General features: G+C 60.3%; 24 protein-coding genes and 1 tRNA gene. 7 read left to right on the top strand and 18 right to left on the bottom strand.

The features are described from left to right. Positions 1-26: 26 nt before the first annotated feature. Together GRI69_RS15705 and GRI69_RS02975 are read right to left on the bottom strand one after the other, a co-directional pair. Entirely contained in the window at positions 27-746 is a 720-nt protein-coding gene (locus tag GRI69_RS15705; RefSeq protein WP_202391852.1) for a hypothetical protein, read from the bottom strand. A gap of 30 nt (positions 747-776) precedes the next feature. Then, positions 777-1,496 (bottom strand): ParA family protein, encoded by a 720-nt coding sequence (locus tag GRI69_RS02975; protein ID WP_160726808.1) that lies wholly within the window; start codon positions 1,494-1,496, stop codon positions 777-779. Positions 1,497-1,733: 237 nt separating this feature from the next. Here GRI69_RS02975 and GRI69_RS02970 point away from each other — a divergent pair, with 237 nt between their 5' ends. The 3 genes from GRI69_RS02970 to bfr all read left to right on the top strand — a co-directional run bounded on the left by GRI69_RS02970 (position 1,734) and on the right by bfr (position 3,897). Further along, positions 1,734-3,017, top strand: coding sequence for a DUF418 domain-containing protein (locus GRI69_RS02970; RefSeq protein WP_237452902.1), 1,284 nt, complete (start codon positions 1,734-1,736; stop codon positions 3,015-3,017). A 71-nt stretch (positions 3,018-3,088) separates the two neighbouring features. Next, positions 3,089-3,283, top strand: a complete 195-nt coding sequence (locus GRI69_RS16465) for a (2Fe-2S)-binding protein (protein WP_160726807.1) — start codon at positions 3,089-3,091, stop codon at positions 3,281-3,283. Positions 3,284-3,405: 122 nt separating this feature from the next. Next, a complete protein-coding gene (gene bfr / locus GRI69_RS02960; RefSeq protein WP_160726806.1) occupies positions 3,406-3,897 on the top strand; it encodes a bacterioferritin in 492 nt (163 codons plus the stop codon). On the opposite strand, the gene GRI69_RS02955 is transcribed toward bfr, so the two are convergent. The 6 genes from GRI69_RS02955 to GRI69_RS02935 form a co-directional block, all read right to left on the bottom strand. Then, on the bottom strand, positions 3,894-4,106 hold the full coding sequence (locus tag GRI69_RS02955) for a hypothetical protein (RefSeq protein ID WP_160726805.1): 213 nt from the start codon (positions 4,104-4,106) through the stop codon (positions 3,894-3,896). The two genes, bfr and GRI69_RS02955, sit on opposite strands and share 4 nt — an antisense overlap. A gap of 105 nt (positions 4,107-4,211) precedes the next feature. Further along, on the bottom strand, positions 4,212-4,721 hold the full coding sequence (locus GRI69_RS02950) for a DUF2721 domain-containing protein (RefSeq protein ID WP_160726804.1): 510 nt from the start codon (positions 4,719-4,721) through the stop codon (positions 4,212-4,214). Continuing rightward, positions 4,714-6,153, bottom strand: coding sequence for a ribosome biogenesis GTPase Der (gene der / locus GRI69_RS02945; protein WP_160726803.1), 1,440 nt, complete (start codon positions 6,151-6,153; stop codon positions 4,714-4,716). The genes GRI69_RS02950 and der overlap by 8 nt, the downstream gene beginning before the upstream one ends. 214 nt (positions 6,154-6,367) lie before the next feature. After that, positions 6,368-6,652: a DUF3297 family protein gene (locus GRI69_RS02940; RefSeq protein WP_160726802.1), complete on the bottom strand. Its 285-nt coding sequence runs from the start codon at positions 6,650-6,652 to the stop codon at positions 6,368-6,370. A 50-nt stretch (positions 6,653-6,702) separates the two neighbouring features. Continuing rightward, positions 6,703-6,873: a hypothetical protein gene (locus tag GRI69_RS15700; RefSeq protein WP_202391791.1), complete on the bottom strand. Its 171-nt coding sequence runs from the start codon at positions 6,871-6,873 to the stop codon at positions 6,703-6,705. Positions 6,874-6,884: 11 nt separating this feature from the next. Next, the gene (locus GRI69_RS02935) at positions 6,885-7,133 is read right to left on the bottom strand and encodes a hypothetical protein (RefSeq protein ID WP_160726801.1); all 249 of its coding nucleotides are present in this window, start codon (positions 7,131-7,133) and stop codon (positions 6,885-6,887) included. Positions 7,134-7,282: 149 nt separating this feature from the next. Between GRI69_RS02935 and GRI69_RS02930 the strand changes: the two genes are divergently transcribed. Both GRI69_RS02930 and tig read left to right on the top strand, forming a co-directional pair. Continuing rightward, positions 7,283-7,367 (top strand) — tRNA-Leu (locus tag GRI69_RS02930). A gap of 61 nt (positions 7,368-7,428) precedes the next feature. Further along, positions 7,429-9,024, top strand: a complete 1,596-nt coding sequence (tig, locus tag GRI69_RS02925) for a trigger factor (protein ID WP_160726800.1) — start codon at positions 7,429-7,431, stop codon at positions 9,022-9,024. Positions 9,025-9,085: 61 nt separating this feature from the next. Here tig and GRI69_RS02920 read toward each other — a convergent pair whose 3' ends face one another. Genes GRI69_RS02920 through GRI69_RS02910 form a run of 3 tightly spaced genes read right to left on the bottom strand, consistent with a single transcriptional unit; the run spans position 9,086 to position 14,085 of the window. Continuing rightward, positions 9,086-10,459: a cation:proton antiporter gene (locus GRI69_RS02920; RefSeq protein ID WP_237452901.1), complete on the bottom strand. Its 1,374-nt coding sequence runs from the start codon at positions 10,457-10,459 to the stop codon at positions 9,086-9,088. Positions 10,460-10,462: 3 nt separating this feature from the next. After that, positions 10,463-11,956, bottom strand: coding sequence for an amidase (locus GRI69_RS02915; protein ID WP_160726799.1), 1,494 nt, complete (start codon positions 11,954-11,956; stop codon positions 10,463-10,465). A 41-nt stretch (positions 11,957-11,997) separates the two neighbouring features. Next, a complete protein-coding gene (locus GRI69_RS02910) occupies positions 11,998-14,085 on the bottom strand; it encodes a TonB-dependent receptor plug domain-containing protein (protein ID WP_237452900.1) in 2,088 nt (695 codons plus the stop codon). Positions 14,086-14,365: 280 nt separating this feature from the next. On the opposite strand from GRI69_RS02910, the gene GRI69_RS02905 reads away from it, so the two are divergent. Beyond that, on the top strand, positions 14,366-15,079 hold the full coding sequence (locus GRI69_RS02905; RefSeq protein WP_160726798.1) for an ATP-dependent Clp protease proteolytic subunit: 714 nt from the start codon (positions 14,366-14,368) through the stop codon (positions 15,077-15,079). Between the two features lie 184 nt (positions 15,080-15,263). Beyond that, positions 15,264-16,520, top strand: a complete 1,257-nt coding sequence (gene clpX / locus GRI69_RS02900) for an ATP-dependent Clp protease ATP-binding subunit ClpX (RefSeq protein ID WP_160726797.1) — start codon at positions 15,264-15,266, stop codon at positions 16,518-16,520. Positions 16,521-16,693: 173 nt separating this feature from the next. Here clpX and GRI69_RS02895 read toward each other — a convergent pair whose 3' ends face one another. From GRI69_RS02895 to GRI69_RS02865, 7 genes are all read right to left on the bottom strand, one after another. Continuing rightward, positions 16,694-17,263, bottom strand: coding sequence for a fasciclin domain-containing protein (locus GRI69_RS02895; protein WP_160726796.1), 570 nt, complete (start codon positions 17,261-17,263; stop codon positions 16,694-16,696). A gap of 84 nt (positions 17,264-17,347) precedes the next feature. Next, complete coding sequence (locus GRI69_RS02890; RefSeq protein WP_160726795.1) at positions 17,348-18,070, bottom strand: anti-sigma factor; 723 nt, start codon at positions 18,068-18,070, stop codon at positions 17,348-17,350. Continuing rightward, complete coding sequence (locus tag GRI69_RS02885; protein ID WP_160726794.1) at positions 18,067-18,636, bottom strand: sigma-70 family RNA polymerase sigma factor; 570 nt, start codon at positions 18,634-18,636, stop codon at positions 18,067-18,069. The genes GRI69_RS02890 and GRI69_RS02885 overlap by 4 nt, the downstream gene beginning before the upstream one ends. Then, positions 18,636-19,556 carry a cation diffusion facilitator family transporter gene (locus tag GRI69_RS02880; protein WP_160726793.1) on the bottom strand — a complete coding sequence of 307 codons (921 nt, stop codon included), beginning with the start codon at positions 19,554-19,556 and terminating at the stop codon, positions 18,636-18,638. Before GRI69_RS02880 ends, GRI69_RS02885 begins: the two co-directional genes overlap by 1 nt. A 5-nt stretch (positions 19,557-19,561) precedes the next feature. Beyond that, positions 19,562-20,236: a monofunctional biosynthetic peptidoglycan transglycosylase gene (gene mtgA, locus GRI69_RS02875; protein ID WP_419957058.1), complete on the bottom strand. Its 675-nt coding sequence runs from the start codon at positions 20,234-20,236 to the stop codon at positions 19,562-19,564. Between the two features lie 69 nt (positions 20,237-20,305). Continuing rightward, a complete protein-coding gene (rpoH, locus tag GRI69_RS02870) occupies positions 20,306-21,211 on the bottom strand; it encodes an RNA polymerase sigma factor RpoH (RefSeq protein WP_337191012.1) in 906 nt (301 codons plus the stop codon). A 122-nt stretch (positions 21,212-21,333) separates the two neighbouring features. Further along, on the bottom strand, positions 21,334-22,278 hold the full coding sequence (locus GRI69_RS02865) for an RluA family pseudouridine synthase (RefSeq protein WP_160726792.1): 945 nt from the start codon (positions 22,276-22,278) through the stop codon (positions 21,334-21,336). Positions 22,279-22,281: the final 3 nt, after the last annotated feature.

Below are 22,281 nucleotides of genomic sequence, written 5' to 3'. Positions count from 1 at the left end.
AAAAGGCGATCCCACGTCCTTGGAATTTAATTCGGCCTGCGCTGCACCTGGGCGGCGAGCATGGCGATTTCCGGCATTTCGGCCAGCAGGCCATCTAGAGCGTCGGTCACGAGTTGCTGGGCGCTGCTACCGCGAACGGTGCAGGCCAGGCGCAGCATGAGATGGCGCTCTGGATCGAGACGCAGCGTGAAAGCTGCGCGTTTTCCCTTGGCGACCCCTTTGGAACGGGCCGACGCAGGCTTGATGGCTTTTGGAAGAACAACTTCCGAAGCGGTCTCTTCCGCATCGTCGGAATACTCTTCCTCGTCTTCGTTATCGGCCTCGAAAACCCTCTTGCCCTCCAGCTTGGTGGCAATGCGGTCGAGCGATTCGCGAACTTCGTTGTGACCGTTGCTGCTTTCCTTGGATTGCAGCGGACTGATCGACACGACGCGGGTAGAGCTTTCACTGCCCTCGGTGCCGAGTTCGTAACGTTCGTCCAGCGGAGGAAGCGCTGGTTTCTTGATCAGGCTCGATTCGGCCAGAGACCGTGGGCCACCCATGGGAGCAGAGGTGCTGTCATGCACAGGCTGGGGGGCAGGGGCATCCTCGCCCATGTCATTCCAGCCCAGATCTTCTAGATTCGCGGCAGCCGAGGCGCCGTCAACTGGTCCGAGAGCGGCCGATTGCGGGCGCATGGCAGGCTTTGCCCCGCCCTTGCGTGCAAGGAGGGTTGAGGAAAGAGAAGCGAAATTGGCGTCCGACATCCGGCTGGTCTCCGCCTTACCTTGTTGCTCTTACTGGGCGACCCGACGGCCGAAGCCACCGGCGGGGCGATAGGCACCTGGCTGCTGCGCGGCCTGCTGGCCGGGCGCTGCAAAGACGGTGCGTCGAAACTGCTTTTCGAGCCGGTCGGAAATGTACTTCCACAGGGCAGTGACCTCGGCCGCCGATCGGCTTTCGGGATCGACTTCCATGACTGTGCGGCCGTCGATCATCGATGCGGCGAAATCCGTGCGGTGGTGAAGCGTAATCGGCGCGACCGTGCCATGCTGCGAAAGTGCAACTGCAGCTTCCGAAGTGATCTTGGCTTTCGGCGTTGCAGCGTTGACCACGAATATCAGCGACTTACCTGCCCGTTCGCACAGGTCGACCGTGGCGCCCACGGCGCGCAGATCGTGCGGGCTTGGGCGGGTCGGAACGACGATGAGTTCTGCCACGGAAATGACCGACTGGATCGCCATGGTGATCGCTGGCGGGGTGTCGATCACCGCCAGCTTGAAGCCCTGCTGACGCAGGATAGCTAGGTCGGCGGCAAGCCGTGCGACGGTCGTCTGGGCGAAAGCGGGAAGTTCCGCTTCGCGCTCGTTCCACCAGTCTGCGAGTGACCCTTGCGGATCGATGTCGATCAGGACGACCGGGCCTGCGCCCGCTCGCTGAGCCTGAACGGCGAGATGTCCCGAAAGCGTGGTTTTACCCGATCCGCCCTTCTGTGATGCCAAAGCCAGTACACGCAAGGCTAGGTCCCCCTGTAGCGCCTGTATCAATTCCCTGTGCCGCTAGTTTGCGGCGGTCTCGAAACAGGGGGATCGCAGACTACCCCTAATTTAGGGTTAATTCCCTGAAACATTTGACGCTCCGAGATGCATGGCAATTGAAACCAGGTAGAGATTGCCCTTGCTTCAGCCGTCCGCCGGGATGCACTGGGCCCGAAGTTGAAATGCACAAAGGCTTTGCGCTTCAGGGGCAGGAAGATGACCGCAAGTATGATTCACGAAGAAGCGACCCCGGACCGTCCGCAGCCTGTTTCGGTTCGAGGGGAGCGAAGCGCCAGTCTCGATTTCATTCGCGGCATCGCTGTGATGGGCATTCTGGCAGCCAACATCTTTTCGATGGGTCAGCCTTTTACCGCGTATATGTATCCCGAGGCATTCACCACCGGTCACTCTGACGCAGAGGACTGGATGTGGGCGGCCCAACTGGTCCTGATTGACGGCAAGATGCGCGGCCTGTTCACCATCCTCTTCGGCGCAGGCCTCTACCTGTTCATGGAAAAGGCCTGGGGCAAGGGTGCGAGCCGTTGGCTCCAGGTTAAGCGCCTGCTGTGGCTGGGCGCGTTCGGGCTGATCCATTTTTATCTGATCTGGCGGGGTGACATCCTCTTTTCCTACGCCGTAAGCGGCTTTATTGCGGTGCTGCTGTTTATCAATGTGAGCGCGCGAAACCAGTTGATCCTGGGTATCCTCGGGTACATTGCAGGAGGTATCTTCTACGCCATCGGCATGATTTTCATGCAGGTGACTGCCGATGGACCGGAGCCCGACAGCGCGGCGATGAATCAGGTCAGAAGCGAGTTCATCAAGGCGGCAGAAACGGATTTGGCCGACGGCAGAGCCGAGACTGCGATCCGGCAGGAAGGAACCTACCTGCAGTTCGTATCCCACACGATCGACGAACACGGCACGGATCCGCTGGTCAACGTCTGGCTCGTCGTGTTTGAAACCCTGCCCCTTATGCTGATCGGAATGGCACTCTACCGCCTTGGTCTGTTCGGGGGAGGGTGGAATCCGCGAAGCCAGCGCCTGTGGGGCTGGGTGGGTTTGGCAGTGGGCGGGGCGCTGACGACCATTATCGCCTTGAGGACCATGGACGGAGGTTTCACCTATTACGGCGTGCTGGCCGCCTTCCTCGGTTGGTCTCATTTTCCGCGCCTGTTGATGACACTGGGCCTTGCTGCGCTTCTGGCTCTGTACGTGCCTCGCGCAGGAAACTGGATCGGGGACCGCATTTCGGCTGCCGGGAGGACTGCCTTCACCAACTACATCGGCACATCTCTCGTCATGCTGATGGTTTTCGGCAACTGGGGTTTCGATCTGTTCGGCCAGTTGGGCCGCGGTGAACTCTATCTCGTCGTATTCGCAGCGTGGATTGCGATGCTGGCATGGTCACAGCCTTGGCTGGTTCGCTTCCGATATGGCCCCCTGGAATGGCTTTGGCGTTGCCTGACTTACGGGAAGGTCTTCGCACTCAGGCAATGACGGCTTGCTAATGCGAGTAACTCGCATTACATACGCTCTTGCGAATCAATCGCAAAGGATCGCGCAACGCCATGTATGTCTGCATCTGCAACGCAATTCGGGAAAGCGACCTGCGCCATGCGGCCCGCCGTTGTCCGGGCGATGCGGAAGCCTGTTATGCCTCTTTAGGTAAGCAACCTGCTTGCGGTTCCTGCCTCAACGAGGCCGATGCAATCTTGCTGGAAGAACGGGAAATGGCCTTCAAGCCTACCTCCGTCGCGGCGTAGTATTCGCTACTGACTTTCGCTCGCAATGGCGGAATTCTGCCGTTTTTCCCTAACCCGCCCTTGCCGGGGGCCGCCTCACAGCGCATAAGGCCGCAACTTGAAATGTAGCGGAGCGACAAGTCATGAAGGGCGATTCCAAGGTCATCGAATTCCTCAACAAGGCGCTCACGAACGAGCTGACCGCGATCAATCAGTACTGGCTACATTACCGCGTTCTTGCCGATTGGGGTGTGACCAAACTTGCCGAATACGAGCGGCATGAATCCATCGACGAGATGAAGCATGCCGATGTCTTGGCAGAACGGATCCTCTTCCTTGGCGGCCTCCCGAACTTCCAGGCGATCCACAAACTCAAGGTCGGCGAGACGGTTGATGAGATCCTTAAAGCCGATCTGGCAGTCGAGATGGAGGCCATCCCGCTATTGAAGGATGCGATCGCCCATTGTGAAGAAGTGCGGGACTATACCACTCGCGAAATCTTCGAGCGGATCCTCGAAAGCGAGGAAGAGCATGTCGATTTCCTCGAAACGCAGTTCGACATGATCGAACGCATGGGCCTGCAGAACTACGTCCAGCTCAATTCGAAGCCGGCGGGCGAGGGTGAAGCGGGCTAGTCGGGACCCAATTCCCAGAAAGTCCCGTGCCCTGCTGCGTGTTTGGTGAGTCTGCCAATTCGCTTGCCGTCCTGCCACAATTCGGCATCCCCGGCAGATACGTTTATGTCGGTGATGGTCAGAGCGGTGGGCACATCCAGCGCCTCTATCTTTATCGTTTGGCCCTTTTCGTCAAAGCGCGAACACAAGGCTATCTCGATGCGCGGCATGGCACCTCTCCTATGATGTAGGAGAAAAGCTGCGCCGCTATTCCTTAATGCAGCACAACTAAAACGTGCGGCCTCGCCGTAAAGTCAGCTTGCCGAAATCACACACTAATTTTGCGACGGATCGTCGTCTGGGCCGAACCGGCGTTCCTTCATCCGCTCCAGATTTCGCCGTGCTGCGGTTCGCGTTTCGAGCAGAAAAAAGGCAAGTCCTGCCATGAGCAGGCCCATTGTGATGACCCATGTGACCGCTACCAGCGTCCCCAACGGAGTCCGCACAAAAGCACTCACGAACAGGAGAAGAATCACGATACTGATCGTCAAGGCGGCGGCAGTGCTGAACATTACGGCACGCTGCGCAAGGATTCTTCTCGACTCGAGCGCCGGAAGTTCCATCAACTGATCGCCAGCCTCATCCTTCGCGTCCGCCGCCAATATGCGCTCGATCTTATTGGCGACCCAGAGCAGGCGATTGGTCATGACATTCATGACCGCCCCGATCCCTGCGAGCAGGAAGGCCGGTGCCAGGCTCAACTGAACCACGTTCTGGACGCGCAAAGTGGAGCTGGTGCGTTCGATCAGTTCCAGTCCCGGCAGGATCGCAAGCAATTCAGTCACGATCGGAACCGCGACTGTAGTTACCTCCACCACCCCGGTTGGCATTGTACGGATTCTTCGGGCTCTTCAGGACAACACGCACGGGTACCGCCTCGAACCCGAGCTTCGCCCGGATTCCGTTGATGAGGTAGCGTTCGTAACTCTTTGGCAAATCGTCGAGCCTCGTGCCGAAGACCACGAATCGAGGCGGGCGTGTGCTCGCCTGAGTAATATAGCGCAGCTTGATCCTGCGGCCGCCCGGTGCAGGCGGCGGATTGGCGGCGAGCGCATCGTCGAACCAGCGGTTGAGCGCTGCCGTCGAGACGCGGCGGCTCCACGCCTCGCGTATCTCGAAAGCGGCGGAGAGCATCGTATCGAGCCCCTTGCCGGTCTTTGCCGATACGGCAAAAAGGGGCACGCCGCGAACCTGCGAAAGCCCTTCGTTCAGCGCCTCGCGAATGCCATTGAACAGGTATGACGGGTTCTCGGCGATGTCCCATTTGTTGATCGCGACCATAAGGGCGCGGCCTTCTTCGAGGACCTGCGATGCAATCTTGAGGTCCTGATGCTCGAGACCCTTGGTGGCATCGAGCAGCAAGACGACGACCTCTGCAAAGTCGATCGCGCGTTTGGCATCGGCAACAGAAAGTTTCTCCAGCTTTTCGACCACGCGGGCGCGTTTGCGCATTCCTGCAGTATCGATCAGCCGGATCTGGCGCGTTTCGTTTGCCTTGGGATCATGCCATTCCCAATCCACGGCAATCGAATCGCGCGTGATACCTGCCTCGGGACCGGTAAGCAGGCGGTCTTCATCCAGCAGCTGATTGATCAGCGTCGACTTCCCAGCGTTGGGGCGGCCGACGATGGCCAACTTGAGAGGCCCGGAAATTTCGTCATCTTCGTTGTCGGCTGCAAGATCAGCCTCGGCTTCGGCTGCTTCGGACTTTTCGCCGATAATGGGCCACAAGCCTGCAAACAGGTCCGCAATTCCTTCGCCATGTTCGGCGGAAACGCCCAGCGGCTCGCCCAGGCCCAGGCTGTAGCTTTCGAGAATGCCTGCTTCGGCGGCTCTGCCTTCTGCCTTGTTGGCGACCAGCACAACCGGCACATCCTGCCCGCGGAGCCACCGGCCGATTTCTTCGTCCAGCGGTGTAAGCCCTGCGCGGGCGTCGATCACGAATAACGCGGCATCGGCGCCCTCAAGGCTTACCTCGGTCTGTTTGCGCATCCGGCCGGGGAGACTGTCGGCATCTTCGTCCTCCCAGCCCGCCGTATCGACAATGGTGAATTCCAGCCCCGCGATCTCGGCATCGCCCAGACGCCGATCGCGCGTCACCCCCGGCTGGTCGTCGACCAGCGCGAGTTTCTTGCCGACGAGCCGGTTGAACAGCGTCGACTTGCCGACGTTGGGTCGGCCGATGATGATGACGGTGGGTTTATCAAGGGAAGTCATGATGCGTGCCTGCGAGCAAGTGGGCGCAATGCTCTACTTTGGCAAGGCCGGTTGGAGGTTCCTGGAGGATGGAACACCTGGAATAATGTCTGGGGACAGAAAATAAACCCCGCCCGCCATAACTCTGTCAGCGGCAGCTTGCGAGGGTCGGTTTGGCCAGAAGAACTTTGCTGTCCTGCCGTTCCACAGACCATTGGATATTAAGAAGGCGCCCTCAGTCCGCCGTGGCCACCGGGGGCTCATCGCCCAAGTCCTCAAACCATGCCTCGACCGGCCCGTTGAGTTTGAGGGTCAACGGATTCCCGTTGCGATCGACGGTCTTGCCTGCCTGTACACGCACCCAGCCCTCGGGAATGTTGTATTCCTCGATATCGGTGCGGGTGCGCCCCTTGAACCGGATTCCAACACCGCGCTGCAACACGTCGACGTCAAAATGCTCGCTCTTCGGATTCACCGAAAGGTGGAGCGGCGGGGTCTGGGGCTTGCTGTCTTCACTCATGGCGCGCGCCTCTACTGGCGAACGGCCCCGCAGACAAGCTGATTTGCCTCCTAATCAGGCGGTGGAGTCTCGACCGGACTGCGGTCAGGCCGATCATAATCGGGCTGGACCGGCTCGATTCCCGGCGGCTCCTGCATTGGCGCTTCGTCGGGCGGGCTGGCAGGCGGCATCTCGGGCGGTGCGCCGGGATTGATCGTATCGGGGTCTGGCTGGGTTGCCATCTGGTCTCTCCTCAGTCGGGGGGTAACATCGTTGCTGCGTCGAGTGCTTGTTCGCCGTGACCTTCACGGCCTTTTTCCATGGCGGGTCGCAGCGCCTCTTCTGTCTCGACGTCGATTTCGTCCGGTTCGCTCTTGCCGGCGATGACATCTCCTTCGCTCTCGCCTTCAGCTTCCATTTCCGCGGCCTTCTTCGGTTCGACATCGGGGTCGATCACGGGCGGTGTGGCAGGGGGCACTTTGGGGGTGTCGTAGCGGCTCATGTTCGCGATCCTTTCCCTTCGAGAACGGTCTGTCGTGGCGGCCTGTTCCCCTGGCCGTCGTCACGCTTGCCCTTTTGGCCGCATCCGACTAGAGGCACGCGCCTATATGCGCGGCGTACCCACGCTGGCGCACGACTTCGTTCGGGTTTGCGGGCGTGGCGGAATTGGTAGACGCGCTGGTTTTAGGTACCAGTATCGAAAGATGTGGGGGTTCGAGTCCCTTCGCCCGCACCAATTTCGCCCGACGCGGGCCTTCGCTCAGATAAATAGTAGAAACTCGCGAGTCCTTAATCCCATGCAGATCAAAGAAACCGCCAACGAAGGCCTCAAGCGGGCCTACGCGATCACCATCCCCGCGAAGGAAATCGATGCCCGCATCGATTCGCAGATCAAGAAGATTGCTCCGCAGGTGAAAATGCCCGGTTTCCGGCCAGGCAAGGTCCCGGCCAATCTCGTGCGCAAGATGCATGGCGAACAGCTTCATGCCGAAGCCGTGAACGAGATGATTCGCGAATCGGTCGACAAGACGATGGCGGACAACAAGCTGAAGCCCGCAATGCAGCCGAAGGTTGAAATCGGCGACGGCTATGAAGAAGGCAAGGACGCGACCCTTACCATCGAGCTCGAAGTGCTTCCCGAAGTCGATACGCCTTCGACCGACGATCTGAAGATCGAGCGCCTGACCGTTCCTGTCACCGACGAGCAGGTCATGGACGCGATCGGCAAGCTGGCCGAGAACAACAAGAGCTACAAGGACGCCGCCAAGACGAAGAAGGCCGCAGAGGGCGACCAGCTGATCATCGACTTCGTCGGCCGCGTGGACGGCGAGGAATTCGAAGGCGGCAAGGCCGAAGACGCCGCCTTGGTGCTTGGCTCCGGCATGTTCATCCCCGGTTTTGAAGACCAGCTGACGGGTGTGAAAACCGGTGACAGCAAGACCATCGAAGTGACCTTCCCCGAAGACTATCAGGCGAAGCATCTCGCTGGGAAGAAGGCCGAGTTCGACGTTACCGTGAAGCAGGTGAAGGTCGAAGGCGACACCAAGATCGACGACGATTTCGCCAAGAACTTCGGTCTCGACGGGCTCGACAAGCTGAAGGAACTGCTGCGCGGCCAGCTCGAGCAGGAAACTGCCGGGCTTACGCGCACACAGATGAAGCGCTCGCTGCTCGATCAGCTTGCAGCAGGTCACGATTTCGCCGTCCCGCAGGGAATGGTGGATGCGGAGTTCGACCAAATCTGGAACCAGCTCCAGCAGGAAGCCGCTCGTTCGGAAAATCCGGGAGAGATGCTCAAGGAAATGGAAGCCGAGAAGGAAGATTACCGCCACATCGCCGAACGCCGTGTGCGTCTCGGCTTGCTGCTGTCGGAAATCGGACAGGCCAACAACGTCCAGGTCACTTCGCAGGAAATGAGCATGCTCATCCAGCAGGCGGCCCAGCAGTATCGCGCGGAAGATCGCGAACGGTTCATGCAGTATATCCAGCAGGAACCGATGGCTGCTGCTCAGCTCCGCGCACCGCTTTATGAAGACAAGGTCGTCGATTTCCTCTTCGACAAGGCCGAGATCACCGACCGCGAAGTGACGCGCGACGAGCTCGAAGCCGCGATCGAGGCCGAAGAAGACGCCGAAGCTGCGAAGAAGCCGGTCAAGAAGAAGGCTCCGGCTAAGAAAGCCGCTGCCAAGAAGGCCGACACGAAGAAGGCTGACGAGAAGAAGCCAGCGGCAAAGAAGGCACCTGCAAAGAAGGCCGCGGCGAAAAAGGACGAAGGCGAAAAGAAGCCTGCAGCCAAGAAAGCCCCGGCCAAGAAGCCTGCGGCCAAAAAAGATGATGCGAAGCCTGCCGCGAAGAAGGCTCCGGCCAAGAAGGCTGCTTCGAAGAAGAAGTAAGCGGTTCGACTACGACCAATCGCAGAGGGCGGCAGGAGTGATCCTGCCGCCCTTTTCGTTCCTATTCCGAATCGTTGGTGCCTTCGACCATGAACGGGCGGCCGCTTGGCGTATGGGACAGCATCGTTTCTTCCTGCCCTGAATGTATGTGCGATTTGCGCCTTTCGGCGAAGAGAATGAACGGTCCCGAGACGATCCCGTGCACCACTATGGAGACGAGGATGGCGAAACTGGTTACGGCCCATAGCTGGTCGAGCTGGGCGAAATCGGCATGGTTCTGGCCGTAGGCCAGATAATAGATCGATCCCATTCCGCGGACGCCCAGAAAGGCGATAGCCAGAGTCCCGATCATCGGAAGGTCGGATCGTGCCTCGGCGAGGAATCCCGCTATCGGACGGATTACGAAGACCAGTGCAAGTGCGATCAGTGCGCCGGGCCATGTGAGTGGCGCGAGTACTCCGCTCGCCAGCATCGCGCCGAAACCGAAAAGTACGGCTACGAGCACGATCTGTTCGATCTGATCGATGAAGTGATGGCTTATCTTGTGATAGCGACTGCGGTTCTCGCGCTGGCGGGCCGTGACTGCACCCACGAAAACGGCGAGAAACCCGTATCCTTCTACCAATTCGGCCAGTCCGTAGGCGAGGAGCAACGCGCCGAGCACAATCAACCCTTCACTGGTCGAATACTTGGGCTTCCCCGCGCTATCTTCCTCTTCCTCGCCGATCTCCTCGATGGGCGCATCGGCTTCACGTTCGAACACGTACCATGAGCCGGCTCGCCCGACAGCCCACCCTACCGCACAGCCCGCCAGTATCCGCCAGCCCAGATCCAGCGCAGCCCATTCCAGCGTCCATGCGCCCAGGCTCGTCATGCCAACCGCCGCAATCGCAAGGTAGGTGAAAGGGAAAGCCAGTCCATCGTTCAGCCCAGCCTCGACGGTCAGACTGAAGCGGACGTCATGACGCTTGTTCTCGCCCGGTGGGCCGACCTGCACGCTGCGCGCCAGAACGGGGTCGGTCGGCGCGAGGGCCGCGCCAAGCAGGATGGCCGATGCGGGGGCAAGGCCCAGCGCCCACCAGCCCAGAAATGCGACCGAAGCAATGGTGAGCGGCATTGCGACGACCAGCAATGGCCAGATTTGCCGCCAATTGGCCCAGCTCACCGGCCGGTCGATGGCGATGCCTGCCGCCATGAGCGATGCGATCACGATAAACTCGGTCACATATTCCAGCGTAACCGCATCGAAGCCGTCCACCGTAGGGTTGATGTGCGGCAACCCCAGCGGGAGGGAGAACAGTATGTAACCCGCCCCGACGTAGATGATCGGAAGGGACAACCAGAAGCGTGCCAGGTAGCGTTCCAGCGATACCGCCAGCATCAGGCCCAGCCCGAAGATGACGAACATGAAGATACGCGGGTCGAATTCCAACAACGCTTACTCCGCTTCAACCGGGGCGGGGACCCAGGGTTCGAGCGACGGGGAGGGAAGCTTGGCGCTCCGTGTGCGTTCGTAAGCGACGCCTAACTGGAGCACCTCGAAGTCACTCCATTTCGCGCCGAATATACTAATGCCCACAGGTAAACCCTCTATCGAACCCATCGGCACGGTGAGGTGCGGATATCCGGCAATTGCCGCGGGCGAGCCGAAACCGATGCTGCCGTTGAAATTATCCCCGTTGATGAGATCGCTGGTCCATGCCGGCTCCCGGGTAGGAGCAATCAGGAAGGCCACATCATTTTCTTCCATCAGCATGTCCAAGGTTTCTTCCCCAGCGATCCGCACTGCAATAGCCCGCGCCTCCTCATACTCTTCGCGGTCGGTTGAGATTTCCGCCAGTTCGAAAAGATCCTGACCGAACCAGCGCATCTCGCGATCCTCATTTGCCTTGTTGAAGGCAATCAGGTCCGCAAGACTGCGAGGCAAGCCGTCCCCTGGGAGGCTACTGAGATACCTGCCCATTTCTTCGCGCAGTTCGAACATCAATACGGTGAAACTTGCACCGTACATCTCTTCATTCGGTTCGAACTCGATATCAACCAAGGTGGCGCCCGCGGCTTCCAGATCGGATAGCGCGGTCTCGAAGACATCCTTCAGGTCCTGCCGGTCGCCGACCTGGCTGCGCATCACGCCGATGCGCACGCCTTCCAGCGAGAATTCTTCGAGGCCGGTGTGGAAATCTGTCCTGCCCGGACCAGCGAGCGTTGCTTCGTCCTTCGGGTCACGCCCGGCAATCGCCGAGAGAAGGAATGCGGCATCCGCAACCGAGCGCGCCATGGGCCCTGCGGTATCCTGCGTGCTGGAGATCGGGACCACGTGGGTGCGGCTGACCACACCGACACTTGGCTTGAAACCCACCACACCGTTCACGCTTGCCGGGCAGGTAATCGATCCGTTCGTCTCCGTGCCGATTGCGGCCCATGCCAGTCCTGCAGCTACCGCCGCCCCGCTGCCCGAGGACGAACCGCAGGCGTTCCGGTCGGTCGCATAGGGGTTGCGTGTGAGCCCGCCGACCGCGCTCCATCCGCTGGTTGAATTGTTGTCGCGGATATTGGCCCATTCGGAGAGATTGGCCTTGCCCAGCACCACGCCCCCGGCAGCGCGCAGATTGCCGATCAGGTGCGCGTCGCGCCCGGTTCGATTCTCCGCCAGCGCCAGACTGCCTGCGGTGGTCGGCAATTCCCGGGTTTCGATATTGTCCTTTACCAGGATCGTGCGGCCCTCGAGCAAGCCGCCGCCTGCCTCGGCAGCGCGTGCTTGCTCTACCGCCTGAGGGTTGACTGCGATCACGGCGTTAAGCTGCGGTCCCGCATCGTCAATCGCCGCGATCCGTTCTAGATAGGCTTGGGCATCTTCTTCCGCCTGCTGGGCAGTCGATGGCGATGCGGCAAGGGTTAGGACAAGGGCGAGCGGCAGGGCGCGGAGGATCATATCCGCACCCTGACAGCGCTCCATGCGAAAGCAAGCGCGCTTTAGAAGTCTCCGCTTATCGTGAGGCGATAGATCGGCCCAATCCTGCGATCGACATCTTCGCGGAACAGTATGTCGCCATCCGTGCGAGAACCGTCGAACACGGTGCGCTGGAAGCGATTGCGAGCGTCCAGCAAGAGGTTGGTTGCCTGCGCGCGCACGGTCAGGCCCATCACGTCCTTGTGTTCGACGAACAGCGTATCGAAGAAAGGCCCCTCCCATTCGCGCCCGACTTCGAAGCGCCGTGCATAAGGCGCATTGTCGAAATGGCTTATGCCTGCACCATAGGCCCAGTCGGTCGAGGGAATATCGTGACGATAATCGATTTCGAGGCCGCCTTCCTGATCGTAGGAGAAGCCGCGCTCCACACCGGTGAACGGATCATCGACGTACATGTAGCGTTTGATCGCGGCAATATCGAAGCGCGCTCCTTTCCAGCCGATCGGTTCGAGGTTGATCGTTGCATTGGCCTGCAGGTGGAGCCGGTTCGCATCACCGATGTTGCCGCGCGCTTCCCCGCCGTTGGGCAGGGGAAACCAGTCGATGAAATCCTCGAACCATGCCTGGCGGGCCTCGAGTTTCAACGACCCCCACGGGCCGAGCCGCTTGTTCGCCTCAACCTCGATGTTCCAGCTTTGATAGGGGACCAGCTCGTTGTTGCCGCCATTCTGATTGTCGTTGTTCAGTGAAACGCTGGCAAGAAAATCGCCGAAGCCGAGCTGGCTCACGCGGCGCGCAAGGGTCAAGGAGACATCGAAGTCGTCCGCAGGCTTCCAGGTGGCGGCGACGGATCCTTTCGGGCGCTTGAAGCTGCGTGAATTCGGCATGTCCCCGGTTTGCTCTATCTTGGAGAACTCGATGGCGCCGATCGCCTGTACCGAAAGTGTCGGGGACAGCGCGCGCGAGAAGCTGAGACTGGTTTCGTACCGTTCTTCGCGCACTCCGCCATTGCCGCCGGGGAAGGGCAGTTGGACGAAATCCTCGTCCGCATCGAGTTCGAACAGGGATGATCGGCGATCGAGGCGGTTAAAGGCGGCTTCTCCCGAAAGCTGCCAGTCAGCCTCCCAAAGTTTCCAGCTGTATTCCGCGCGTCCGATACGTTCGCCGATCCCGTTCGTCTGCAGGAAACGGAAGCCGGTCGGCGCGGTGCCATCGTCGAAGCGATCGATGAGGGTCTGGGTGAAATTGTCTCGCTCGTAGCGTTCAAGCCCGATGAGCTTGAGCGTCCCGGGACCCACAGGAAACTGGATATCCCCGCCGATCTCGTACTGCGGGCCATCCTCGTGTGTATCGACCGTCCGTGTCCGCACCGGTCCGGAAACCGGATAGCCGATCTCCGGCTCGTTGCGATAAAGGAAGTCCTCGCCATAGTTCAGGTTGAGATTGGCCTCGACACCTCCGCCAAAGTCATAGCCGAATGTCGTGGCCAGCTTGGGCTCGTCGAACTTGCCAGAGAAGCGCGAATATTGCTCTTCGATCAGATTGCCGGCTCCGTCCGTTATCAGGATCGGCCCATCCGCGCCGAAGCGCTCGTTCGGGTTGGACAGCGCAACCGTATAGTCGAGCCTTCCTTCACTACCGGTGAGCGAGATTTCCCCGCCAAACAATTGCGCCTCGGTATTGTGGGGGCGGAACCCGGTGGTCCAGCGGAACTGCCCGGACGCGCCGTTGCTCTTGTAGATCACATTGGCGACCAGTCCGGTCAGCCCCGGAATGTCGAGCGTGTTTCCGTCGACGAGTTCGATCCGGATTACATCGGTGGCCGGTATCCGGCGCAACTGGTCCTCGATGCTGTCGGATTTGCTCGAAAGGCGTTCACCGTTGACGATTACGTTCTGTGTCGCCTGCCCCAGACCGCGCTGGCCCTGATCGTTGCCGCCGGTGACGGTAAAGCCCGGGATGCGCGTGACCATGTCGAGCGCATTTCGAGGGGCGAACTGCTCGAAGTAGACGGGCTCGAACACGCGGGCTGCGCCGGGCATGGGGGCGGCGGGCGCTGCACCGGCGTCCTCATCCTGCGCAGCAAGGCTGGCAGGCAGGCAAAGCGCGCAAGCGATGGTAATTGCGCTGGCGGAAAACGAGTGCGGCATTGTATCTCCTGTCTTTCTCGCCACGCCGTTTACAACTGTAACTGAGGCGCCCCAGTCTCGGTCGATCAAGGACATTTTTCTTACGATGAGCGCCTAACGGGTCCGACGAATGTCAATTTCGGTGGCTGATCAAAACCATTGGAGCGGGGATGGGTGACAAAGGCCGGTATCCGCACCGTCAGGCCGTTGGAGGTTAGTTGCGCATTTGGGCGGAAAGACCCTTGAACATTCCGGGTGCTATGGCGACATAGACCCTCGATATTCAGACGGAAGGATTTTCATGATCGACCTCTTCGGCAGCGACGCGCACGGTTCGCAGGGCCAGTTCGACCGCGACCCCCTGACCGGGGCGCTGGTGCCCACCGTGGTCGAGCAGTCGAGCCGCGGCGAGCGCGCCTTCGACATCTTCAGCCGCCTGCTGCGCGAGCGCATCGTCTTCATCACCGGGCAGGTGGAAGACAACATGGCCTCGCTCATCGTGGCGCAGCTGCTGTTCCTTGAAAGCGAAAATCCGTCCAAGCCCATCAGCATGTACATCAACTCGCCCGGCGGCGTGGTGACTGCTGGCATGGCGATCCACGACACAATGCAGTACATCAAGCCGCGTGTTTCAACTGTCTGTATCGGTCAGGCCGCCTCGATGGGCAGCTTCCTGCTTGCAGCGGGTGAACCCGGCATGCGTATCGCGCTGCCCAATGCGCGCATCATGGTCCACCAGCCTTCGGGCGGGGCCCGCGGCATGGCGAGTGACATCGAAATCCAGGCGCGGGAAATCCTGCGCATTCGCAAGCGGATGAACGATCTCTACGTGCAATATACCGGCAAGAGCCTGTCGGACATCGAGAAGGCGATGGACCGTGACACCTTCCTCGAAGCCGATGAAGCGATGAAATTCGGCATCGTCGACAAGGTTTTCGAGGCCCGTCCCGAGAACGAAGGCGACGACGAGCCCATCAAGGACGCGGACAAGGGTTCGGGCGGAGCGCCCGAATAGCCATCCTTTCAACGTCCCCCGTTTGTCTCTCTGGGGGACTGTTGCATTATTGTCCTAGGAAATCGGCAACCTTGCGCCTTCAGCTTATGGCAAGGGGTTGCTGGTAGTGAAATGTTGACCGAATCCCGTACCGGCCTAGAGTCGGCGAATCCCTGTATTTTGGGCTGGCGGGGCAGAGCAGGAAATGACCAAGTTGAGCGGAACCGATAGTAAATCCACGTTGTACTGCAGTTTTTGCGGTAAGTCGCAGCACGAGGTGCGCAAACTGATTGCGGGCCCGACCGTGTTCATCTGCGACGAATGCGTCGAGCTGTGCAACGACATCATCCGCGAAGAAACCAAGGCGGGTATTTCCGGTAAAAAGGACGGCGACGTTCCGACGCCTTCCGAAATCTTCGAAACGCTCAATGACTATGTGATCGGGCAGGACCGCGCGAAGCGTGTGCTTTCGGTCGCGGTTCACAACCACTACAAGCGTCTCAAGCACGGCGGCAAGGCAGGCGATGTGGAACTCGCCAAGTCGAACATCCTGCTCGTCGGTCCGACCGGTTGCGGCAAGACTTTGCTGGCGCAGACGCTGGCTCGCACATTCGATGTGCCCTTCACCATGGCCGACGCCACCACGCTGACCGAAGCCGGTTACGTGGGCGAGGATGTGGAGAACATCATTCTCAAGCTGCTGCAATCTTCGGACTACAATGTCGAGAAGGCGCAGCACGGCATCGTCTACATCGACGAGATCGACAAGATCACGCGCAAGGCCGAGAACCCCTCGATCACGCGCGACGTGTCGGGTGAGGGCGTCCAGCAGGCGCTGCTCAAGCTGATGGAAGGCACGACCGCCTCTGTCCCGCCTCAGGGCGGCCGCAAGCATCCGCAGCAGGAATTCCTGCAGGTCGACACCACGAACATCCTGTTCATCTGCGGCGGCGCCTTCGCGGGTCTTGAAAAGATCATTGGGGACCGCCTGCAGAAGCGCTCGATCGGCTTCGGCGCGCATGTCGCCGATCCGGACAAACGCCGTGTGGGCGAACTGCTCGAGAAGGGCGAACCGGAAGATCTGTTGAAGTTCGGGCTGATCCCCGAATTCGTCGGCCGTTTGCCGGTCATCGCGACGCTGCGGGATCTTGACGTCGATGCGCTCATCACCATCCTGACCGAGCCGAAGAACGCGCTGTGCAAGCAGTATGCGAAATTGTTCGAACTCGAGAATGTCGAACTGACCTTCAAGAAGGATGCCCTGCAGAAGATCGCGGAAAAGGCCATCATGCGGAAGACCGGCGCACGCGGCCTGCGCTCGATCGTCGAAGGCATCCTGCTCGATACGATGTTCGACCTGCCGGACATGGACGGGGTGACCGAGATCGTCATCGATGCCGATGTGGTCGAGGGCAAGAAGGATCCGATCCAGGTTCACGGACCCAAGGAAGAAGCGGCCTAGCTTTCACTCTCCCAGTTATTAAAAACGCCGCGCGGTTTTCGAACCTCGCGGCGTTTTGCGTTTGGGGCTAGAAAAAGGCCCCGCCAGGCCGATGGGGTGGCCGGACGGGGCAGTGACGCCGCTCTCTCGAAAGGGGGAGGTAGCCCTAGCGGCGTTGTTGACTGATTTAGGGATCAACCCGGCAGGAAGACACCGTCGGTGACGTGGATGACGCCATTGGTGGTTTTCACGTCGGCCATGGTCACGGTGCTGGTGCCGCCGGCACCGTCAGTGATGACGATGTTCTCGCCTGCGAAACTCGCGGTCAGTTCGGCGCCTGCAACCGTCTCGAAGGTGTAGCTGCCGCCATTCGTCTTGATTGCAGCGGAAAGCTGTGCGGCGGGAATTCGGCCTGCCACGACGTGGTAGGTGAGAATGTTCTGCAACTGGCCCTTGTTAGCCGGCTCGAGCAGCGTGCTCACCGTGCCATCGGGCAGGGCGGCAAATGCGGTATCGGTCGGCGCAAATACGGTGAAGGGACCGGGCGAGGACAGCGTGTCGACCAGGTCTGCAGCCTGAACAGCGGCGACCAGCGTTTCGTGCAAGCCCGTTCCGATTGCGGTCTGGACGATATTGGTCTGAGCCTGTGCGGGCTTTTCCTTGTGATTATGGGCGAGCGCAGGGCCGGATGCAGCAATGGCGAAACCGCCCATGGCAAGAACAGATGCCGCTGCTGCGGCTTTCAACTGGGTCGAAATGGTCATTGGTATAACTCCTCTATCTCACAAGCCCCGTCCAACTTGTGCATGGAGTTACGAAAGCCGCCGCAATGCGGATGCAAAAAATTTTCAGATCGTTTGCATGCGTCCTTCGGCCACGACCGGACCTGCATCAATGCCGGGTGGTTTGCCGCCCAGCGGTTCCCGGGTGAGGAGGAGAGGAGAGCCATCCGCCATTTGCTCGGCGACAGCCTGGTCCAGAGATATACGGCGTTCTTCGCCGGGCGCGACCACACCGAGGGAAAGCAGCGGCATATCCTCGGACCGGGGTACCAGCCAGAGCTCGTGGTCGTGCACTCCATCAGCGGTCAGTCCGCTGGCCGAGACCAGCAATTCCTGACGGTCGGGGAGGTATGTGACAGCCAGCCGCAACTGCGTATCGGCAATCGGGATCGATGCGGCGAGAGGTGCCTGCGGCTCGGCGGTGGGCGCGGACGAGGGTGTCTGCGAAGGGGAAAGAACCAGCACGGATATGGCCGCAACAGCTGCGGCAGCGGCCGTTCCGGCGGCCATTTTCCAGCGCCGGAGCCGCGTATTCAGCGAGATGATCTCGGCACTATCGCCAAGCGTATCGAACTCGTCCCGGATCCTTTTCCAGACTTCCTCGCGCGGCGTGCGCGCATCGATCGTATCGAGCAGCGGCGCCAGCTGGTCCTGCCAACGTGCGACCTCGACAGCGAATTTTTCATCGGATGCCTCCCGTGCGCGGGCTGCGAGCAAATCCTCTCCTTCGAGTAGGCCGAGCACGTATTCGGCCGCAAGAAAGTCGTCGGGGCGGAAATCCTCGCTCATTCGCCGCGCTCCAGACATGCTTTCAATTTCTGGAGTCCCCTGCGTACCCAGCTCTTCATCGTGCCGAGCGGTATCCCGTCAGCCTCCGCGATCTGGGCGTAAGTGCGGCCGTCGAAAAAGGCGCTGCGGATCGCGCTGCGCGGCTTTTCGTCCAGCCGATCGAGACAATGATGGATGCGCGCATCATGCTCTGCATCGATCAGCAAACTTTCTGCAAGCGGTGCCTCGTCGGCAATCGGCGCGGCGTGTTCGGCGGGCACGCTGCCCTGCCGGACCTTGCCCACCCTCAGCCGGTCCACCGCGCGGTTCCGCGCGAATGTGGCAAGCCAGCTTATCGGACTCGCCCGCTCCGCATCGTAGCGGTCGGCCCTGCGCCAGAGAGAGATGTAAACGTCCTGCAACGCGTCCTCGGCTTCCTTTTCGTCCTTCAAGATACGAAGGCAAATTCCAAAAAGTTTCGCCGAGGTGCTCCGATAGATTTCCTCCAGCGCGCTGCGATCGCCGCCAGCAAGGCGAGCCATTGCCGCTTCGAGCCGATCGCGTGCATCGCTTCCGGATGGCATCATCAGCACCGGGACCTGCAATGCAGGCCCGCTTGTTCGATCTGGATGGTCGCGTGGCCGATCCGGTGATGGTGCTCCAGCTCGTGGCCGATCTCGCGCAGGAAAGCGTCACCCGGATGGCCATCCGGCATCACCAGATGCGCGGTCAGCGCCGTTTCGGTCGTCGACATGGGCCAGATATGCAGCTCGTGAATTTCGCTCACCCCTTCCAGTCCGACCAGATACCCGCGAACGCGGCTTTCCGATACGCCCTTCGGCACACCGAGCAGGCTCATGGCAACGCTATCCTTAAGCAGCCCCCACGTCCCCCAGGCAATGACTGCCACGATCAGCAGGCTGACCAGTGGATCGATCCAGAGTGCGCCGCTGAGCAGGATCGCGATGCCTGCGATGACCACGCCGAGACTGACCAGTGCATCCGCCGCCATGTGAAGGAACGCTCCGCGAATGTTGATGTCGTGCTTGCGCCCCCGCATGAACAGCATGGCTGTTCCAGCGTTAATGAAGATGCCGATACCCGCCACGATGACCATCGTCGTGCCTTCCACCGGTGCTGGATCGGCAATGCGCTGGATCGTTTCGAAGGAGATTGCCCCGATCGCGATAAGCAGCAGCCCTGCATTGGCAAGCGCCGCGAGGATGGTCGAACTCTTGTAACCGTAGGTAAAGCGCGCATTGCCCGGCTTCTTCGCGGCTACGCTTGCCCCCCAGGCCAGCATCAGCGCCATTACGTCCGAGAGATTGTGTCCGGCATCGGCAATCAGCGCCATCGATCCGGAAAGCCAGCCATAGACCGCCTCGATGATCACGAATGCGGTATTCAGCACGATGCCGATCAGGAAGGCGCGGCCGAAATCCTTAGGCGCATGGCCGTGTCCCGCCCCGTGCGCATGTCCGTGTTCGTGGCTGTGACCCGCTTCCATCGAACCTACTGGTAAACGCAGGAATCGAGCCCGTCACGGGCGACGATACCGATACGTGCGGAAATCGTATTGCCATGGCCGCGCAGCCAGCCGCCCGGGTTCTTGACCGACCGTTCCTTCGGGAGTGGGAGAGCCGCCGCCATGCGGGCGGATTCGAGAGGGCTCAGCGATGCCGCGCTCTTCCCGAAATATCGCTGCGCCCCGGCCTCGGCACCATAGGTTCCGATGCCGGTTTCCGCGACATTGAGGTAAACTTCCATAATGCGCCGCTTACCCCAGATCTTCTCGATCAGCAGCGTGAAATAGGCTTCCAGTCCCTTGCGGAAATAGCCGCCACCCTGCCACAGGAAGACATTCTTGGCGGTCTGCTGGCTGATGGTGGAGCCGCCCCGGATACGCCCGCCTTCTGCGTTCTCGCGCATGGCCGTCTCGATCGCCTCGCGGTCGAAACCGTCATGGCTGCAGAATTTGCCGTCTTCGGCGGCAATCACCGCGCGCACCATGTTGCGATCGATCTGCGAAAGCGGTTCCCAGTCCTTGGTGATTCCGTTCCCGTCGAGGACCATCGTGGCGGTAACCGGAACCGGGACGAACTTGAACAGCAGGACGAGCGCCACGCTCAGTCCGAGGAAGCCGACAAGGAACTTGAACAGGAAACGTGTCAGCGACCGTATCATCATGTGGCCCATAAAAGAAAACGGCGTGAAAGGTCCATCCTCTCACGCCGTTTTCATGTTCAGTCTGGCGGATCAGGCCACGCCGGGCAGCAATCGGTCGCCAGCGATGCGCTGCATCGCCTTCTGCAGCTTCTCGAAGGCGCGAACCTCGATCTGACGGATGCGTTCGCGGCTGACGTTGTAGACTTGGCTAAGTTCTTCGAGCGTCTGCGGGTTCTCCGTCAGGCGGCGTTCGGTGAGGATGTGCTGTTCACGCTCGTTGAGGCTGTCCATCGCCTCCACCAGCATTTCGTGGCGCACTTCCTTTTCCTCGGTATCGGCAACCGTCTCGTCCTGCAGCGGACGATCGTCGGTCAGCCAGTCCATCCACTCGCCCGAGCCTTCTTCGCCATTGCGCATCGGCACGTTGAGCGAACCGTCACCGCCCATCATCATCCGGCGGTTCATGTTGACCACTTCCTGCTCGGGCACGCCGAGATCGGTCGCGATCTTGTTCACATCGTCCGGGTGAAGGTCGGTGTCTTCATAGGCATCGAGGTTCTTCTTCATCCGGCGAAGGTTGAAGAACAGCTTCTTCTGCGCGGCGGTGGTACCCATTTTCACGAGCGACCAGCTGCGCAGGATGTATTCCTGGATGCTCGCCTTGATCCACCACATGGCATAGGTGGCGAGGCGGAAGCCGCGGTCGGCTTCGAATTTCTTCACGCCCTGCATCAGGCCGACATTGCCTTCGGAAATGAGATCCGAAACGGGCAGGCCGTAGCCGCGATAGCCCATGGCGATCTTCGCCACCAGCCGCAGGTGCGAGGTGACGAGCTGCGCCGCAGCTTCGCTGTCCTCATGCTCTTCGTAACGCTTGGCGAGCATGTATTCCTGCTCCTGCGTCAGCACGGGATATTTCTTGATTTCGGAGAGATAGCGATTGAGGCTCTGCTCACCACCGAGCGCCGGGACGCTCAAACTTCTGGTATTGCTCACTTTACCCTGACCTTTCTAGCGTCGACCTCGTTTGCCGGACCCCTGCTGGGCATCCGATCATTCGGGCCACTGGTTTGCTTGTAACAGGACGCGGCCGAATTTGCACACGCGTTTCATCGATTTCAACGAGCGGTTTCGTCGATGAGTTCCCGCATATCGAGGGGTAATTCGGCGCAGAAATTCAAGCTTTCACCGCTGATAGGATGTATGAATCCCAAACGGGCCGCGTGCAGCGCCTGGCGCTTGAAATCGAGGCTTTCGAGAAGTCCTCGAAGCGGTTTGGGCGTGCGTCCATACGTAGGGTCACCCAATAGCGCATGGCCGATTGACGCGCAGTGAACGCGCACCTGGTGCGTGCGCCCCGTTTCCAAGCGGCATTCGATAAGCGAGGCATGATCGAGACGCTGCAAGGTTTCGTAATGGGTGACCGCGTGTTTGCCGCGTGTGGCCTTGTCGGGCAAGACGGTCATCTTCTTGCGGTCCTTGTCCGATCGCCCGATACGAGCCGAAATGGTCCCCGACGGCGGGTTGGGGTGGTCCGCACATACCGCCAAGTAACGCCGCATGATCGAATGGTCGGCAAATTGCCGTGCCAGCCCTTCATGCGCAGCATCGCTCTTGGCGACGACGAGCAGGCCGGACGTGTCCTTGTCGATCCGGTGCACGATGCCCGGACGGGCGACGCCATTGATCCCCGAAAGCTGTCCCTCGCAATGATGCAACAGCGCGTTGACTAGCGTTCCGTCGCGATTGCCTGCCGCCGGATGGACCACCATCCCTGCCGGCTTGTTCACCACCAGCAGATGTTCGTCCTCGAACACCACATCGAGGGGAATGTCCTGTGCGATGGTTTCCAGCGGCTCGGGCGGGGGCAGGGAGACGACGTAGCTTTCGCCGCCCGCCAGCTTTGCAGAACCCGATTTCGCCGACTTCCCATTTATCTCGACAGCGCCATCCGCGATCAGACCCTTCACCCTCTCGCGCGAAAGGCCGGTCGCTTCAGCCAGCGCCTTGTCCAGGCGGCCACCCATTTCGAGCTTTCCGATGAGGACTTGGGGCGAAGACATGCT

The sequence above is a fragment of the Qipengyuania vulgaris genome, from assembly GCF_009827325.1.
GTDB classification, from domain to species: domain Bacteria; phylum Pseudomonadota; class Alphaproteobacteria; order Sphingomonadales; family Sphingomonadaceae; genus Qipengyuania; species Qipengyuania vulgaris.
Note: the sequence above shows the minus strand (reverse complement) of the source record. Positions and strands in the feature narration are given on the sequence as shown.

Coding starts and splice junctions, on each gene's coding strand:
- GRI69_RS15705 (WP_202391852.1), bottom strand. CDS start 746: ATGTCGGACGCCAATTTCGCTTCTCTTTCCTCAACCCTCCTTGCACGC.
- GRI69_RS02970 (WP_237452902.1), top strand. CDS start 1,734: ATGACCGCAAGTATGATTCACGAAGAAGCGACCCCGGACCGTCCGCAG.
- GRI69_RS16465 (WP_160726807.1), top strand. CDS start 3,089: ATGTATGTCTGCATCTGCAACGCAATTCGGGAAAGCGACCTGCGCCAT.
- bfr (WP_160726806.1), top strand. CDS start 3,406: ATGAAGGGCGATTCCAAGGTCATCGAATTCCTCAACAAGGCGCTCACG.
- GRI69_RS02955 (WP_160726805.1), bottom strand. CDS start 4,106: ATGCCGCGCATCGAGATAGCCTTGTGTTCGCGCTTTGACGAAAAGGGC.
- der (WP_160726803.1), bottom strand. CDS start 6,153: ATGACTTCCCTTGATAAACCCACCGTCATCATCATCGGCCGACCCAAC.
- GRI69_RS02940 (WP_160726802.1), bottom strand. CDS start 6,652: ATGAGTGAAGACAGCAAGCCCCAGACCCCGCCGCTCCACCTTTCGGTG.
- GRI69_RS15700 (WP_202391791.1), bottom strand. CDS start 6,873: ATGGCAACCCAGCCAGACCCCGATACGATCAATCCCGGCGCACCGCCC.
- GRI69_RS02935 (WP_160726801.1), bottom strand. CDS start 7,133: ATGAGCCGCTACGACACCCCCAAAGTGCCCCCTGCCACACCGCCCGTG.
- tig (WP_160726800.1), top strand. CDS start 7,429: ATGCAGATCAAAGAAACCGCCAACGAAGGCCTCAAGCGGGCCTACGCG.
- GRI69_RS02915 (WP_160726799.1), bottom strand. CDS start 11,956: ATGATCCTCCGCGCCCTGCCGCTCGCCCTTGTCCTAACCCTTGCCGCA.
- GRI69_RS02910 (WP_237452900.1), bottom strand. CDS start 14,085: ATGCCGCACTCGTTTTCCGCCAGCGCAATTACCATCGCTTGCGCGCTT.
- GRI69_RS02905 (WP_160726798.1), top strand. CDS start 14,366: ATGATCGACCTCTTCGGCAGCGACGCGCACGGTTCGCAGGGCCAGTTC.
- clpX (WP_160726797.1), top strand. CDS start 15,264: ATGACCAAGTTGAGCGGAACCGATAGTAAATCCACGTTGTACTGCAGT.
- GRI69_RS02895 (WP_160726796.1), bottom strand. CDS start 17,263: ATGACCATTTCGACCCAGTTGAAAGCCGCAGCAGCGGCATCTGTTCTT.
- GRI69_RS02890 (WP_160726795.1), bottom strand. CDS start 18,070: ATGAGCGAGGATTTCCGCCCCGACGACTTTCTTGCGGCCGAATACGTG.
- GRI69_RS02885 (WP_160726794.1), bottom strand. CDS start 18,636: ATGATGCCATCCGGAAGCGATGCACGCGATCGGCTCGAAGCGGCAATG.
- GRI69_RS02880 (WP_160726793.1), bottom strand. CDS start 19,556: ATGGAAGCGGGTCACAGCCACGAACACGGACATGCGCACGGGGCGGGA.
- mtgA (WP_419957058.1), bottom strand. CDS start 20,236: ATGATGATACGGTCGCTGACACGTTTCCTGTTCAAGTTCCTTGTCGGC.
- GRI69_RS02865 (WP_160726792.1), bottom strand. CDS start 22,278: ATGTCTTCGCCCCAAGTCCTCATCGGAAAGCTCGAAATGGGTGGCCGC.